The sequence below is a fragment of the Diaphorobacter sp. HDW4B genome (assembly GCF_011305535.1).
Classification (GTDB): domain Bacteria; phylum Pseudomonadota; class Gammaproteobacteria; order Burkholderiales; family Burkholderiaceae_C; genus Diaphorobacter_A.
In genome coordinates this window covers 1,268,569-1,283,068 of sequence record NZ_CP049905.1, presented here as the reverse complement: position 1 = coordinate 1,283,068, position 14,500 = coordinate 1,268,569, and the positions used below count along the sequence as shown (strand labels likewise).

The 14,500-nt window shown below is 46.2% G+C and carries 13 protein-coding genes; 5 read left to right on the top strand and 8 right to left on the bottom strand.

Annotated features, from left to right (window positions below; translation table 11 throughout):
- Positions 1-453 precede the first annotated feature (453 nt).
- Together G7048_RS06130 and G7048_RS06125 are read left to right on the top strand one after the other, a co-directional pair.
- Complete coding sequence (locus G7048_RS06130) at positions 454-1,140, top strand: spore coat protein U domain-containing protein (RefSeq protein WP_166067286.1); 687 nt, start codon at positions 454-456, stop codon at positions 1,138-1,140.
- Between the two features lie 186 nt (positions 1,141-1,326).
- Positions 1,327-1,815, top strand: coding sequence for a spore coat protein U domain-containing protein (locus G7048_RS06125; RefSeq protein ID WP_166067285.1), 489 nt, complete (start codon positions 1,327-1,329; stop codon positions 1,813-1,815).
- Positions 1,816-1,863: 48 nt separating this feature from the next.
- Here G7048_RS06125 and G7048_RS06120 read toward each other — a convergent pair whose 3' ends face one another.
- Positions 1,864-2,229 (bottom strand): hypothetical protein, encoded by a 366-nt coding sequence (locus G7048_RS06120; RefSeq protein WP_166067284.1) that lies wholly within the window; start codon positions 2,227-2,229, stop codon positions 1,864-1,866.
- Between the two features lie 296 nt (positions 2,230-2,525).
- Between G7048_RS06120 and G7048_RS06115 the strand changes: the two genes are divergently transcribed.
- On the top strand, positions 2,526-4,361 hold the full coding sequence (locus tag G7048_RS06115; protein ID WP_166067283.1) for an ATP-binding protein: 1,836 nt from the start codon (positions 2,526-2,528) through the stop codon (positions 4,359-4,361).
- Between the two features lie 64 nt (positions 4,362-4,425).
- Here the strand turns inward: G7048_RS06115 and G7048_RS06110 are convergent, their stop codons facing one another.
- Positions 4,426-4,722: a helix-turn-helix domain-containing protein gene (locus G7048_RS06110; RefSeq protein ID WP_166067282.1), complete on the bottom strand. Its 297-nt coding sequence runs from the start codon at positions 4,720-4,722 to the stop codon at positions 4,426-4,428.
- 165 nt (positions 4,723-4,887) lie between these two features.
- On the opposite strand from G7048_RS06110, the gene G7048_RS06105 reads away from it, so the two are divergent.
- Positions 4,888-5,586, top strand: a complete 699-nt coding sequence (locus G7048_RS06105) for a pentapeptide repeat-containing protein (RefSeq protein ID WP_166067281.1) — start codon at positions 4,888-4,890, stop codon at positions 5,584-5,586.
- 342 nt (positions 5,587-5,928) lie between these two features.
- Here the strand turns inward: G7048_RS06105 and G7048_RS06100 are convergent, their stop codons facing one another.
- The 5 genes from G7048_RS06100 to G7048_RS06080 form a co-directional block, all read right to left on the bottom strand.
- Positions 5,929-7,062: a hypothetical protein gene (locus G7048_RS06100; protein ID WP_166067280.1), complete on the bottom strand. Its 1,134-nt coding sequence runs from the start codon at positions 7,060-7,062 to the stop codon at positions 5,929-5,931.
- An 84-nt stretch (positions 7,063-7,146) separates the two neighbouring features.
- Positions 7,147-8,172, bottom strand: a complete 1,026-nt coding sequence (locus tag G7048_RS28300) for a hypothetical protein (protein WP_205750340.1) — start codon at positions 8,170-8,172, stop codon at positions 7,147-7,149.
- Between the two features lie 84 nt (positions 8,173-8,256).
- Positions 8,257-8,679 carry a hypothetical protein gene (locus tag G7048_RS06090; RefSeq protein WP_205750339.1) on the bottom strand — a complete coding sequence of 141 codons (423 nt, stop codon included), beginning with the start codon at positions 8,677-8,679 and terminating at the stop codon, positions 8,257-8,259.
- Positions 8,680-8,778: 99 nt separating this feature from the next.
- Complete coding sequence (locus G7048_RS06085) at positions 8,779-9,096, bottom strand: hypothetical protein (RefSeq protein ID WP_240933182.1); 318 nt, start codon at positions 9,094-9,096, stop codon at positions 8,779-8,781.
- Positions 9,097-9,147: 51 nt separating this feature from the next.
- A complete protein-coding gene (locus G7048_RS06080) occupies positions 9,148-9,903 on the bottom strand; it encodes a site-specific DNA-methyltransferase (RefSeq protein ID WP_166067277.1) in 756 nt (251 codons plus the stop codon).
- Between the two features lie 1,029 nt (positions 9,904-10,932).
- Here G7048_RS06080 and G7048_RS06075 point away from each other — a divergent pair.
- Complete coding sequence (locus G7048_RS06075) at positions 10,933-13,875, top strand: DotA/TraY family protein (RefSeq protein ID WP_166067276.1); 2,943 nt, start codon at positions 10,933-10,935, stop codon at positions 13,873-13,875.
- A gap of 180 nt (positions 13,876-14,055) precedes the next feature.
- Here the strand turns inward: G7048_RS06075 and G7048_RS06070 are convergent, their stop codons facing one another.
- Complete coding sequence (locus G7048_RS06070; RefSeq protein ID WP_166067275.1) at positions 14,056-14,391, bottom strand: hypothetical protein; 336 nt, start codon at positions 14,389-14,391, stop codon at positions 14,056-14,058.
- Between the last annotated feature and the right edge of the window lie 109 nt (positions 14,392-14,500).

The window sequence follows — 14,500 nt, the reverse complement described above, 5'->3', positions numbered from 1 at the left end:
GTTTATGGTGACGGCAAGACAGGTGCTGCGCAGTCAAGGGGCTGTATGGACGACTTGCACTTGCAATGCACATACAACCCACGCAAAGGTCAGTATTACGTGACGAAGGCTGTGTGGGGCTGTAATGCAAACCATCCAAACCTATGAATGCCTGCCCTGAGAACTTGGGAGAAAGAATTGCCACCTTGTAGAAGTACGGTGGCCTTTTTTTGTCAAGAGGTGGGCTGTAGCTGTCCTTGTTGCCCCTCGGCTGGTGCCAGTCCCCAGAGGGGACTTCACGCGGTTAAAGAACGTCGGAGCGTTCTCACTGGCGTGGTGAAGTTGCAGGCAATGAAGTTCTGGAACAGTGCTTTGAGTTCTTCAATTCATTATTGTCAAGATCAATTTGAATGAATATTTGACTTATGAATTGGAGTTGTTACGATGAAAGTAACAACAACATAGGGAGATAAAATGAATAATAAGAAGATATGGTTGGCTTTGCTAGGTATTCTTGTTTCAAGCATGGCGATAGCTGGCAATACAACTGCCAACATGACAGCGACATCAGTCCTTGCGCCGAGCTGTACTATTACTGCATTTAGTGTCAATTTTGGTGCGTTTATGCTGCCTTTATCTGCGCAGTCTTCTAGTGGATCAATTGATCTTTTGTGTACGAGAGATACGCCTTACACCATTGAAATGGCATATGGTGGGGTTTATGGGCAAGGGCAGACAAGTGATGGCTCATACTGGACTTTGGCTAAGAGGGACAATGGAACCTTGTACTACCTCTACAGCGAAGGTGGAGCGTTTATAAAATCTAGTCCGTGGTTTGGGGTACGTGCTACGCAGGCCGAAATCGCTTCATCATTAGGTTGCATGTTTGATGGCAACAACAGATGTCAAACAGCTAGACCATCTTATGACTATGGGATGATGAGTGGTGCGGCTAAGGGTGATGCTGTAGCTTACTCAATCTATATTCCTGGAGACAATTCGAAAGTTTGGAATGCTGGAAAGAATTCTTACTCTGGAAGAGGAACAGGTGAGCAAGAACACCTTAGCTTCCAATTAAAGATCGTGCCGTCGCAAACAAGCAATAAATTTCCTGCGCCAGACTTTTATAAAGATGCTGTAACCGTCAATATAAGATACTAAATCTGGCCGAAGCTGATTCGTTTTTAAAGGCGAGAAGTTATGGATATTTAAAGCACCTGGTCGGGTGCTTTTTTTCTTTCAGAATTGGGCTACTGCTTTGAGTCTAAATAATATATTGAAGTGCTGTTGACTTGTTCATTTCTATTGCTAGGATTAGTTGATAACTATAAAAAAGGAGAAGTATAAATGAAAAAGGGAAAAATTTTAGTCGCTTTAATGATCGCTTTAGGATCTAGTGCTGCTATGGCGGCGAGTGCAAACAGTACAACAGCGAACTTTCAGGTGAGTGCCACAGTAAGTCCTGCCTGTGTGATTGAAGCTACCAACATATCATTTGGTGCAGTTACACCGGCACCTTCAGGGAAGGTGAATGCTACAGGTGCTATCAGTTCAACCTGCACTAAAACTACTGCATATACATTGGAAATTACCTTTGACGGCGAGGCGTATGATGGAAAGATGTTTCATCCAGACGCGATAGCGTCAGGTGACTTAAGTGAAAAAGAAACCTCTTTAGACTTTCAAGTAGGGTTAAGTCAAATTGGTGATAGACAGAAAGACTTGACAGGCACTGGCAAAGTTGAGGTAACTACTGTGGTGGCCGAACTTCCATTGAACCAATTCGTTAAGCCAGGAAATTATTCAGCAAACATGCATGTTTTCTTGACTTACTAATGCGCCTAAAAAACAAAGCACCCTTCGTGGGTGCTTTTTTGTTGCCTATTATTCTTGAGACATGACACGGTCTGCATTGGCTTGTGCAAGCAAATCAACCAATGTTGAAAGTTGTTCGCGTCCGATTGCAATCAAAATTTTCGCAAGATTGTCGGTGACAAAGCTATAGGCAAGCTTGATGTAGCCTTCGTCAAGAGTGCCATCGTTGACGTCAAATCCTTCTGTGCAAAATTTTGCTTTGAGTTCGGCAATTTGCCAGAAGATAAGAATCGCTGAGATTTGTCCAACTGGGTTGTCAGTGGCATCAACGGCGTGCGTGATGAGGCTCTTAGTCACAGACTGTTCAATGAACTTTTGAAAGCTCAAGATGCCGTTGGGAATGCCTGTGAAAGTGATGTGCTGTTTTTGAGTCATGATTTTTTCCTGTGTATGTGTCTTGTTTAAACCCTCCTTTCTAGGCAGCTAATTCTGCTTAGTAGGTAAATTAAGTGGGTGATCGCTGTATGGGTTGTATTGTCGGATTTATCACGCAAGAGGACCAGTAACTGGTGCTTGGTGACACTACGTGGCAAGTAGGGTGATCTTGATGGCAAGAAAGTATTAGCCAGCAAGGTTGTCTGAACACCCGCGCGCAAGGTAGAATCCGTCATGCTGGGGGGGGCTTCAACCGAGCAAAATCAAGGTGACATCAGCTATTGATCGGGGCGCATGTGGCAAGAATCAATCTAAGAAAATTCATTGCTGAACACTATCGTGGTGGCGTCAGTGCACGCGATGTGATTCGTGAGGCTTTAACCAATGCTATTCATGCAGGCGGAAAAAACATTTCTGTTGATCTGCACTTCTCCGAACGTCAGCAAGAACTTTCACCAGGCACTGAAGAAAGACGTGCGTTAGAGACAATAACCATCATTGATGATGGCGAAGGTTTTACTACTGAAAACCTGAACTTCTTTGATGAAATCTGCACCGGCCACAAAGACAGTATTGGTGGTAAAGGTGTAGGGCGTCTTGCGTTTCTTAAATACGCGAAGACTGTGGAGATTAAGAGCCAACTTGCCCACGAGCTTGTTGAGTTCAGCTACACGCCTGAATTCAAATTAGATGATGTGAAGAAGTCATCGAAAAGTGGAGCCGCAAGCACGAGCATCATGCTCATGGACTTGAAGGAGAAAATCAACACGCAAGTGACTAAGTTAGTCAATGCTATTTGTGATGACTTGCGATTGTTGTTATTCTTGAAGCACCAGACTGGGCACACTATTACTTTAAAGTTCACCCATAACTCAAGACAGCCATTTGATGAGGTCTATACCTTTTCAGGTGGTGCAATTGAGGCTGAACTAACTAAGGACTTTGAGTTTCAAGGCGAGAGATTTAACTGCTACCTGTTCAGAGATGAGGCACCTCGCAAGGGCATTGTTGCCATGCTGTGTGCGGACGAGTTGTGCATTGAAGAATACGTGATCAGCAAGCGATTTGATGTCTGCCGTCACCTCATCTTCGTCACCTCTGATTACTTCAATAAGCGTTCTAACATTGAGCGTCAGCGCTTGGAACTTCCAAAGACTGAGGAAGAAACCGATATGGTTTCGCCCATCAGCCGCGAAAAGCTGACACCTCGCATTCATGAAGAATGCATGAAGATGATTGACGAGGCTGCTGAAGGGGACATTGAGCAGTTCAAAACTGGCAACGTTGAAAAGCTCAAGAAGTACTACCCCTTCATCAAAATTGACTCACTCGGTGGCAATGCTGCCTTGTTGGACGCTGATGAAGTGGTCAAGACTTACCGGGCACAGCAGGCCCGTAGGGAAGACCAACTGATCGATGCCTTGGAGAGCGGTCGTCCCGTTTCACTTGACGATGTCTCTCACCTGGCCAGCGAAGATTTGGCACGGTTCATCGTCCATAGGGCGTTGGTGATTGACTCCTTGGCCTGCATGCCGCCCACGACTGCGGAAGATGCTTTGCACAATGCCATCCTTCCCAAGCGCACTGACGGCAGCGAGATCAGAGAGAACAACGTGTGGCTTGTGGATGACAAGTTCCTGTCGTACTCCAACATCTATAGCGACGAGACACTGGCGAAGATCATTGAGGAAGTCGGCCAGTCGGTGGAGTCTAAGCAGCACCGTCGCCCTGATGTGGCTGCATTCTTCTCAAAGGACAGTGAAGACCATCCCAACAAGCTCGTCATTATTGAGTTCAAGAAGCCCGGTGCCGATATTTTTGAGAACAATAAAGCTCTGATGCAATGCAGGCTTTATGCCAGTGAGCTTGCCGACAGGATTCCCACGGTCCGTGAAGTCTTCGCTTTCTCCGTTGTGGAGATTGATGATGCTTTCTATCGGGACATGAAGCAAACTGGTTTCAAGGACGTGTTCTCACTCAATGATCGGGTTGTCTATAACGATTACACGATTGGCACAAAAATGGACATACCACTTCACCTGTATGTCATGCCAGCATCTGCACTGATCAAAGATGCGAAGGCAAGAAATCGCGTATTTGAAGAAGTCTTGCAATTCGACGTTGCCAAATAAGCTTTCGTGAAAGATAGCCTGCCTCATTTCGATCTTGAAATGGGGTAGGGGCCGGCGGCAGGCCCTAGTACGGCTTCAAGCTCTTCTTGTGCTTCTTGTGGGAAAGAGCGCAAATGCTCTCAACGATCTTCACGATCTCGTCCCTGTCACTGCTGGACACGCCATCTAGCAGGTTGGCTATGTGCTGGGCCTGAGCAGTCAGCCCTGTGCTCGTTTCCACCACAAGCTCGTCCAAGCCACAGCCAAACAGGGTTGCTAGTTTGGAAAGCCTCATAAGAGAGGCGGGTGTCTCCCCGCGTTCGTACCTTGCATAGCCTTCGGTGCTCAAGTTAACGAGGTCTGCTACCACCTCCTGAGTCATTCCAGCCGCCTCGCGCTTCTTGGCAATGCAACGACCTACGATCTTGTTTAGCTGAACTTGACGGCTCACAGTTGCTCTATCTAGTTAAATTCATATGATTTTGACTGATAGATGTGCCACGATCAAGTACTATTGATTGCAAGGAGTGCTTGAAGAGGTCTTGATATGAGAAATAAATCAACAAAACGCTACAGCTACACGGGGCATGATTCGCGCGAGAGCAAATTTATTCATAAGAACTTTAATAAGACTGCAAGCTATAACACTAATTTCTCTGGTGCCACTTTTGAGAACACTGCGTTCATTGGTGCAAAGTTCAAGTTTTGCTCGTTCTATGAGTCAAAGTTTTTGAATTGCTATATCAGAGGCGCACTTTTCAGAGGGGCCAATCTTCAAAGTTGTGTATTCAAAGATTGCATTGTTTCTGCTTCAGTTTTTGATCGTTGTAAGTTTAAGGGTGTTAGGTTTGAAGGATGTAAAATTGTTTCCTCAAGCAAGATTGAAGAATTCCTGCCAGTCTCGTGCTTTGAAGACACGGAGATACTTTCTGCATATCCCGGTATTGGCGAATTTGATCCCAAATTGATTGATATGGTGGAAGCACTTCGGTTGAATGATTTTATTAGAAGGTCAAGCGTGTTGCACCGAAAAAGAAAGCAGATTGATACTGTTTCGCTGAAGGTGCTTGTAGAGGTATTCGGGCAAAGTTTTTTGTTGAAATGTCTTAACGGCTTACCAACTTTGATTGTCAAAGAATTCTATACATTGAGCTACATCATCCACTTCTTGCGAAAAATGCAGGCGTGTGATATAAGTGAGACCCCCGGTCCTGCTGCCCTTGGTGCTCCGAAACCTAACGTATGAATGCTCGTCTACGGACTGATGCGGGGTTAAGGTATTCATTTTGAGTAAGTTAGTGGAGGGATTGCCTATGGTAATAGATGCTTTGACAATTGTTAGTTTTGTATTTCTCGTGATTTACAAGTTGTTGTTAACGGTCAGTGCCAAGTTCAGCGGTGGGATTGTGGAGTTTGAAAAGCACCTTTGTAGGTGCTTTTTTATTTGCTGCTCATGGTTTGTCTTCTATCCCCTCGGCTGTCGCCAGTCCCCATAGGGGACTTCACGTGGTTAAAGAACGTCGGAGCGTTCTCACTGACGTGACAAAGAAAAAGGCCACGATTGTGGCCTTTGTGCATTCTTGAGATTTTATCTCTTTGGGTTGCTTGCTGCGAAACCAAATCCTTTGTGGAAGTCTTTCTCGGCGTTCATAAGATCGGCTCTTAAACGCCCGATTGAAGCCATAACTTGGTTTTGACTCTTCACAGGAACGACATTGAGTGAGTCTTCATTCTTTGCAGAGACTTCAGGGTCAGGCTTGCTAAAGGCTTCTTTGATTTTGTTGGCTAACAATCCACCTGTGTAGTTGGCAGCAACAACCGTGGTGTGAATTGCTGCTGCAATGGTCATGATAGTTCCAAGAACGACAGCCCCAGTAGCCACACCAGGCGCAGCAGGAGTCGCTGCAATAAGGGCTACTGCACCAGCAGCAGTGCCAAGCTTCAAGAACTTGTTCTTTTTCAAACCAACACCGTGAGTGATCATGTCCTTGATTCCATAGGCAGCAGTCATACTTAAGCTACCGTCGCTGCTCTCTCTCAATTCCTTGCGTAATCCCTGCATGAAGGTTGGGCTAGCTTCCTGCGCAGGAGCTTCTACAACTGGGATAGAAGCAACTTGAGGTGCTTGAGCGATTGATTCAAGTGAAGGTGGTGCTTCTGCACGCATAGCCTTCATGCGACTAGCAACTCTCATGACCTGTGACATTTCATCGTCGCCTAAGCTCGCAATGGCGAAAGCTAGTCTATCAACCTTCTCTTCATTTGAAATGGTGAAGTTCTTGGCGGAAATAATACGTGTAAATTCGTCTTTGGAAATGTTGGTGCCATTTAAGAAGTAGTGCTCATTGCCTTGAGCATCAATGATTGCTGGCCCATCTTCTCTGTGTTGTTTTCCATTTACCCACCACTCTTTATGGCCGTCAGCATCTTCTATGGCAGGACCGCCTTGACGGTGAAGTCTGTCATTGCTCCACCATTCTGTTGAGCCATTTGGCTTCTCAACAGCAGGAGCATTGTCACGGTGTCTTCTTCCTCTTACATACCATTCTTTGTGTCCGTTAGGCATTTCAAATGCTGGGCCGTCTTCACGGTGGCGGTTGCCCATCGCGTACCATTCTGTGGTACCTGCTTGCCATTCAATAGCAGGGCCATCTAATCTATGCAAGGTGTCTGCGTGATACCAACTTGTGTTGCCGTCTTCTTTGTACATACCATTTTTCATTATTGTTCTCCGGTGATAATAATGATGGTAGTAAAACGAGAGGCAAAGTCAACGGCAAGAAAAAGGCACCCGAAGGTGCTTTTCTTAGGCTGAAGGTTTCTTGGTGTCAGCAGGAGTTGAGTCTTTGTTTCTTAGGTGAAGCATGTTGGCAACGATGCGAGAAACACTTCTAAGAGCAGCGACTGTACGTTTTGGATACAAGTCGTTGAATTCTTCTTCAGTTTTCTTTTCTCCATTAACCCACCATTCTTTTCTGCCGTCAGGCCACTCAGCAGCAGGACCATCTGTTCTATGAATTTTGTCGTTCAAGAACCAGGCTTTGTATCCATCCCATCTTACAAAGGCCGGTCCATCGACGCGATGACGTTCATTATTTACGTACCATGCTTTGGTTCCGTCGCGCCATTCAATGGCAGGTCCATCTTCTCTATGCAGAGCACCTTCACAATACCAGACTTCGTAATGGCATTTGCTTTCTTTATCGTACATATCGTATCTGCCATTTTTTAAAGGTGGAGTTTCAGATTTTGATTTCTTCTTTAAGGTAAAGCTGCCATCTGTGTATTCCACTCCATGTAGAAACCATCTTTTTTCATCGCCCCCTTCTTCCACGGCAGGTCCGTCTTTTCTGTGCAATTTCCCGTTTAAATACCACTGCTTCCCTCCGTCGGATCTCTCAACGGCAGGCCCATCTTCGCGGTGCTTCTTTCCCTTAATCCACCACTGCTTCTCTCCATCAGGCCATTCAGCAGCAGGGCCATCTTCTCTATGTATCTGTCCGTTCTCCCACCATTCTTTGTGACCGTCTGCTAGCTCCACAGCGGGTCCGTCTTCTCTATGGCGCTGGCCGTTGAGATACCATTTTTTAGACCCATCCACTGCTTCAATAGCAGGCCCGTCAACACGATGACGCTGTCCATTAACCCACCACTCTTTGTAGCCGTTTGGGTCTTCAAGAGCAGGCCCATCCTCGCGGTGTCGTTCATTATTCAAATACCATTCGTTTCTTGCTCCGTTACGCCAAACTACTGCTGGACCATCTTCTCTATGTAGAGCGCCTTCACGATACCAAGCAGTTGTTTCTTTTCCTTCCTGAATTCCGTTTAACATTATTGTTCTCCTGTAATAATAATGATGGTAGTAAAACGACAAGCAAAGTCAATGGTAATAAAAAAGCACCCGAAGGTGCTTTGTTTAGATTGAAGGTTTTGCTATGTTGTTAAGGGATGTTGACTTGTTTCTTAGTTGAATCATTCTTAAGACAACATTGGAAGTTTTATTGGGCGTTGCTTCTTCTTGAGCTTTTTGTCTCTCGGTAAACTGTTTTTCTGTCAATTGTTGACCTTGGACGTACCATTCTTTTTCTCCAGATTTGGTTTCAACGGCAGGGCCATCTTCTCTATGAAGCTTGCCATCGACATACCACCTCTTGGCTCCGGTTTCCCATTCCATAGCAGGACCGTCTTCTCTGTGTCGTAGACCATTGACATACCATTCCTTAATTCCGTGCTTCCACTCTACTGCTGGCCCATCCTCTCTATGTACTTTGCCATTGAGAAACCATTCAGTAACTCCGTCAGATTCTATTTTTGTAGCTTGATTCATTTCAATGCTCATTTTCATTCTCCTGGTTTTTATTTGATGATATGAAATAAAATCAATAAAACAAGAGTAGGTTGATTGGGAATGAAAAAAGCACCCGAAGGTGCCTTTGGTTTACGTAAACAATGCTTCAAGCTTTCGCTTCTGTTTGCTCTTAAGAAATGACATCAAAAGAGGATAGTTCTCTTGAACTGTCTTGGTCAGTTCATCATGGAGCTTTGTGAAGTCTTCTGATGACATGAACTCAATGACTGAACGAGGGTTCTTTGGCATGCCTCGCATCATCATGCCTGCTTGAACCATGTAGTAGCTGTTGAACCCAATGAGCAATTCTTGAATTTGCTCGTCACGGGTCTTACCCCATTTCTTAAAGATTTGAACCAATGCCTTGCCGTCTTTGGTGTTGGCAAAGGTGAAAATCTTGTCGTTCATTCCGTTGATGCAGTATTGGAGGCAGGTAGTGTTCTTCATATTCTTGCCCCTTTACTCTGCGTTGCCGAAGTCAAAAGCAAGCTGCTCTTGCTCAATGCGAGCCTTGGCCATCTCGTAGAAGCGTGTGTCCTTCTCAAAGCCAATGGCATTGCAACCGTGCTGTTTGGCAATCACCAAAGTGGTGGCGGAACCTGCAAAGGCGTCAAGAACGACTTGACCAGGCTTGGTGTGGTTCCGAATCAATGGCTCAATCATCCAGCCGTATTTCTCGGTTGGGTGGCGGGTGGTCTTGCGGCCAATAGCTCCCTCGTAGAACTGCACCATGTCGGCCTGTGGGCCAAAGTTGAAGGTGTACTGCTTGCCCTTGGTGAACCAGACAGCCTCTTCAATGGTGGAGCGATAGTTGTTCTTACGAATGTGAGGGACAGGATTTTTCTTCTTGAAGTAAATCTTGTTCTTGAAATTCAACTGAAAGTCGTGTTCCAAGTAGTGAGCAATGAGTCCGGTGTACTTCCTATCAAGGAAAAGAATCAATGAACCATTGTCTTTAAGAATGCGAACAAACTGAGCAATGAAGGGCTTGAGCCAAGCATAGTAGGCGTTGATATCAGGCCACTGATCATTGAAGTCCTGACCCCAAGCTTGTTCTGTAGAGACAATTTGATTGCCTGCTTTGGTGAGCTTGGCTTTGTCTGCAATGCCGTAGGGTGGATCGGTAAGAACCAAATCAACGAAGTTGGAAGGAACACCAGCCAAACCAGTTTGGCTATCAATGTTGTGCAGATAGTTTTGTTCTTGAATATTCATAATTTATCCTTTGTGTTTTAAGTCATATGTAAACCCTCCTACAGATAGCCTATCTATCTGAATGGCAGTTGATGGGTGATCACTAGGTGGCAATTGCTTGCCGATTCAAGTTCGTCGCTGTATGGGTTGTATTGTGATCTTCCTCTATGAAAAGGTACAGGAACTGGTAAGTTGTGATCCTACGTGGCACGTTGGGTTGCCTGAATATTGATTTCAATATTTCTTCTGCTAGGGTAGAAAAAATATGCGGGGTAAGAATGAAGAATGGCAGATACATGGAGGACGGCTGCGAGCTTTGGTACTTCAATGACAAGCTGCACCGTGAGGGTGGGCCGGCGTGTGTGGAGAGTGACGGATCTAGCACCTGGTATCAGCATGGGGAGATCCACCGTATAGGTGGCCCTGCTGTGGAGTGGGCGGACGGAAGCCGTGAGTGGTGGGTTAGAGGTGCCAGGCACCGTGTAGAAGGCCCAGCAATCGTCTATCCAGGTGGCAGTGGGGCTTGGTACCTCAATGGCGAGAGGCACAGAGTTGGTGGCCCAGCGGTGGAAGCCGCAGACGGTGCGAAGGCTTGGTATCTAGAAGGCATGCTTCACCGTGAGGACGGACCGGCGCTACTTGGATCGGACGGAACCACGGAGTGGTACTTGCACGGTGTTCAGTGTTCTGAAGACACCATCATGGCTAGAAAGAGAATTGCTCAGATGACACACCAGAAGAAGCCTGTTGAAAATGTGCAGAGCAAGATTATGCAAATGAGGCGCAAGTACTTATTTGATAGCACAGGAACTGGAACTGTCAGGGGGCCTAGGATTTAAACTGGTTCACTTGTCTTCTTGTTAGTCTTGACAAACGATTAATTTTCACTAAATTAATATGTGAGCAGCTAGACTCCCCAAGTTTTATCTTGCTTATTAGGCAGATGATTTTTCATCTGCCTTTTTTCGTCTAAAAACGTTGTTGACTTGCCTTTTGTTTTTTGTCTTGTAAATTAATAAGATAACTACAAATAAAAAAAGGGGAGTTGAAATGAAAAAAGCATGGATCATGTTCTTGGCAATGTTGTTGCCAAGTTTGGCATTAGCTGATGGGCCATTTACACCAGTGGCTGACGACATCAGTGTCAAGGTATTAGGTCAAATATTTGGATCATTGGTCACTATCGGTGGCAATGATGCATTCGGTAGTGCGATAAGCACTTTTAATGGGGCGGTATTAATCGTAGGTGGCATTCTTGCGACCTACACAATCTTGGCCGGTACGCTAGGAACTGCTCATGACGGCGAAATGCTTGGCAAGAAGTTTTCTTCCGTCTGGATTCCCATCCGCTATTCATTAGGAACAGCACTTGTGGTGCCAGTGCTATCAGGCGGCTACTGCATCATGCAGCAGATGGTCATGTGGTTGATACTGCAAGGTGTTGGGTTGGCAGACATTGTTTGGGACGCATATATGCAAACTCCCGGTGTTTCAGCCAATTTGAGTATCAACAAGAACACTGAAGACAAGGTAAGGCTTCTAGCAGAGAACGTCTTTATGGCACAGGTCTGTGTAGAAGCGAACAAGCAAGCTGTTGAGGAAACTGATAGTGTTTTAACAATCAAGAGCCGCTACAACTACGCAAGAGCCTACGACGAAAAGAGTAGAACCTATAACTTTGGAGATCAGAAAGGTCTTATATCAGGATGGTCTAAAAATGACTGTGGTGAAGTGACTTTTGGCGAGAAGATTGAGAACTCCACCGTAGCTGATGGGCCAACTTCCACTAATAGAGGTTACTTGGGTCCTCTTGACGGCTTGTTTCAGCCAACCGACATTCAGTTGATCAACAAGGCTCACGAGGTTGCTACTGCTGCAATGATTTTGGTTGCAGAAAAGGCCGCGCAAGAGCTTGTGAAAGAGGGCGACAACATGGATGTAGAGGCTGCTGGAAAGTTCTATACCAAGGCAGTGAAGGCTGGCACGATGCAGTATTTAGCAGCAGTGAAGTCTGCTGCACTTGCAGTTGCCATGACCCCTAGCGACACAACCAATTCTGCGCATAAGTATGGCTGGTTCATGGCCGGTGCCTACTTCATGAACACCGTTGTGACCAACAACAAAATCACCAATGCCTTGGCCGCAGTGCCAGACAGCAAGTTTTCTAAATCAGCATTTAACGACCAGGCAGAAGCATTACAAGCGACAGGCCTTAAGGTGGTTGCTGCTGGTAATCCTGACTATGGATCAGCAGCAAATGCTATCAATGCAAAAAAGGATACCGAAGCTTCTAAGGCTACTCAAGAGCTTGGTTTCAGTGGCCGCATCATGAATGCTTTGACTCGTGGCTTGACCTCAATTGATTTGTACGAGTTGAAAAACGACACAAGACATCCAGTCATCGTGATCAACGAAATGGGTTCCAGACTTCAAGCGTTTTGGACTGGCATGATCATCACATTGATTGGTGTCACTGGCGCGGCTGGTATTGCTGCTTTATTTCCTTCAGCGTCTGCGATAGCAACAACAGTGTCTAACGTGTTGCTCATCCTTGTAGGATTTTTAGGCTTGCCGATCACGGCGTTGGCAGCTACTGCATTTACAGCAAGCTACTTGATTCCAATGTTGCCATTCATGATGTGGCTTGGAATTTTGGGAGGCTGGTTAATAGCAGTGGTGATCAGTGTAATCGCTGCACCTCTTTGGGCAATCATGCACCTTCACCCTAGTGGTGACGATTTGACTGGTCGTGGTGGCAATGGGTACATGATGGTATTAGGTCTTCTTTTAAGACCATGCTTGGCCATCTTTGGCTTCATTGCTGCTGTTGTTATTTCCTCAGTGATGGGTGAATTCATCAACAAGGTGTTTTTCCAAGTTTTCTCTTTCAGTCAAGGTGACGGCAAAGGGCTTGGGTTTTTCATAGGCATGATTGCTGGAACTGCTATCTATGTCGGCATCATGTTTTCATTCATCAAGAAGACCTTTGGCTTGATGCATGTGATTCCTGACGAGCTTATGAAGTGGATTGGTGGTGGTGGTGATCAGCTTGGTCACTATGCAGGCAAGATGGGTGAAGGATCACAAGGTGCTGTGGGTGCTGTTGCCGCGTTCACTGCTGGCCGTGGGCTTTCTCAAGGCATGCAGAACAGCGGAAGGCAGTTGGCTGATATTGGTAAGCAGCATAAAGCTGCAAAAGAGAACAAGGCTACCGAAGCTAAGAACAAGCAGTTCCAGGGCTTGAAGAACAACAAAGAGTTTGATGACTTCAAAGGCAAGTTGGATGAAAACTTTGGACCTGGAACTGGTGAGGAAATTGCGTCCTTTATGGGGATCAATGCCGACAACATTGACAGCTTTGAGAGCCAAGAGAAGATGCACGCCTTGGGTGGTGCGATTGCTGCTGTCAAGCCTCACGGTGGTGAAGCAGGGGCTGCATTCATTGAGTCCATGCAGGAGCAGTCAGCAGACGGCTTTGCTGCCTACGGTGGTGCGAAGGAAGCTGCTGGGGAGATCTCACAGGGGATCGTGACGAACTCCTTGCTTGCAAAAGCAGGGGAAGATTTTGGTGGGGGTGCGAGTGACTACCTTCACACAGTGGCAGGCAACGGTAGTGGTGGCATAGACAACGGGAAAGCACAACGAGCCATGAACGATCTAGGCAAGGCCAAGGCCGCGCTTGGTGGTCAGTTCCAGTCCGTGTTTGACCAGGCTGTGAGCCAGCACCCTGATAGCGGCTCTGCCATGACAGCACACATTGCACGTGCCTACCAGCAGGCTGGAAGCAGTGAAGAGGGGACTGCTCGCGCTGCTGCACCACAAGCTGAGGCAGGGCCAGTAGTGCCAGAGTCCTTTGTGTTCAACCCTGCTACCAACCAAGTAGAGGGAGATCCAAATCAAGGTAGCTTTGACTTTGAGGCGAACAATCCTGCTCAGACAAAGAAAGAGGATGAGCCACCACAGTTTCCTGACGGCGACAGAAATGATGTCTAAAACAAGAAAAGCACCTTCGGGTGCTTTTTTATTTAGTGAGGGTGAAGCTTGTTGCTGGCAATCTATCGGAAGGAAGGTCGGGCCTTCCCACTGACGTGACGATCCAAGTGTTGATCACCATCAAGATTTCTGTGGGAAGTTCTTGTCAAGAAGCGCTTCCGCGCAGAGGCACATGATAGTTTAGATTTTAAGTGCCTTCTTGTTATTGATGCGCATCGTGGCGTTCTGGATACTTTCTGAAATCTCTACGTACTCTTCGTCGTTCTCTTCTGAGAATTCATAAATAGAACAGTACAAAGAAATGACGTTAATATTGTGTGGCGTCGCAGGAACGCGGAGAGGAAGGCGTGACGTCGTTGTGGTGATTGACAGCTCAGTAAGTCCGTTCTTCTTGCGGATCAGAACGGCTGAAACTATGTCTTGGGGTTTGATTGAATGCGAGCAGTTTTCCAGGATGAGAGGGGCAGTCATAAGCTTCCTTAGCCAGTAAATGAACTTTAACCAATAGTTCTTCATATATTAATCTCCTTTTGAGATCAACATATGAAAATTCTGGCGCAAGTCAACAAAAAAGCACCCGAAGGTGCTTCTATAGATTTGTTCTGTCCAAAAGCGCTTCCGCAAT

Excerpts from the sequence above, each read along its gene's own strand:
- G7048_RS06130 (WP_166067286.1), top strand. The coding sequence starts at position 454 with ATGAATAATAAGAAGATATGGTTGGCTTTGCTAGGTATTCTTGTTTCA.
- G7048_RS06125 (WP_166067285.1), top strand. The coding sequence starts at position 1,327 with ATGAAAAAGGGAAAAATTTTAGTCGCTTTAATGATCGCTTTAGGATCT.
- G7048_RS06120 (WP_166067284.1), bottom strand. The coding sequence starts at position 2,229 with ATGACTCAAAAACAGCACATCACTTTCACAGGCATTCCCAACGGCATC.
- G7048_RS06110 (WP_166067282.1), bottom strand. The coding sequence starts at position 4,722 with ATGACTCAGGAGGTGGTAGCAGACCTCGTTAACTTGAGCACCGAAGGC.
- G7048_RS06105 (WP_166067281.1), top strand. The coding sequence starts at position 4,888 with ATGAGAAATAAATCAACAAAACGCTACAGCTACACGGGGCATGATTCG.
- G7048_RS06100 (WP_166067280.1), bottom strand. The coding sequence starts at position 7,062 with ATGAAAAATGGTATGTACAAAGAAGACGGCAACACAAGTTGGTATCAC.
- G7048_RS28300 (WP_205750340.1), bottom strand. The coding sequence starts at position 8,172 with ATGTTAAACGGAATTCAGGAAGGAAAAGAAACAACTGCTTGGTATCGT.
- G7048_RS06090 (WP_205750339.1), bottom strand. The coding sequence starts at position 8,679 with ATGAGCATTGAAATGAATCAAGCTACAAAAATAGAATCTGACGGAGTT.
- G7048_RS06085 (WP_240933182.1), bottom strand. The coding sequence starts at position 9,096 with ATGAACGACAAGATTTTCACCTTTGCCAACACCAAAGACGGCAAGGCA.
- G7048_RS06080 (WP_166067277.1), bottom strand. The coding sequence starts at position 9,903 with ATGAATATTCAAGAACAAAACTATCTGCACAACATTGATAGCCAAACT.
- G7048_RS06075 (WP_166067276.1), top strand. The coding sequence starts at position 10,933 with ATGAAAAAAGCATGGATCATGTTCTTGGCAATGTTGTTGCCAAGTTTG.
- G7048_RS06070 (WP_166067275.1), bottom strand. The coding sequence starts at position 14,391 with ATGAAGAACTATTGGTTAAAGTTCATTTACTGGCTAAGGAAGCTTATG.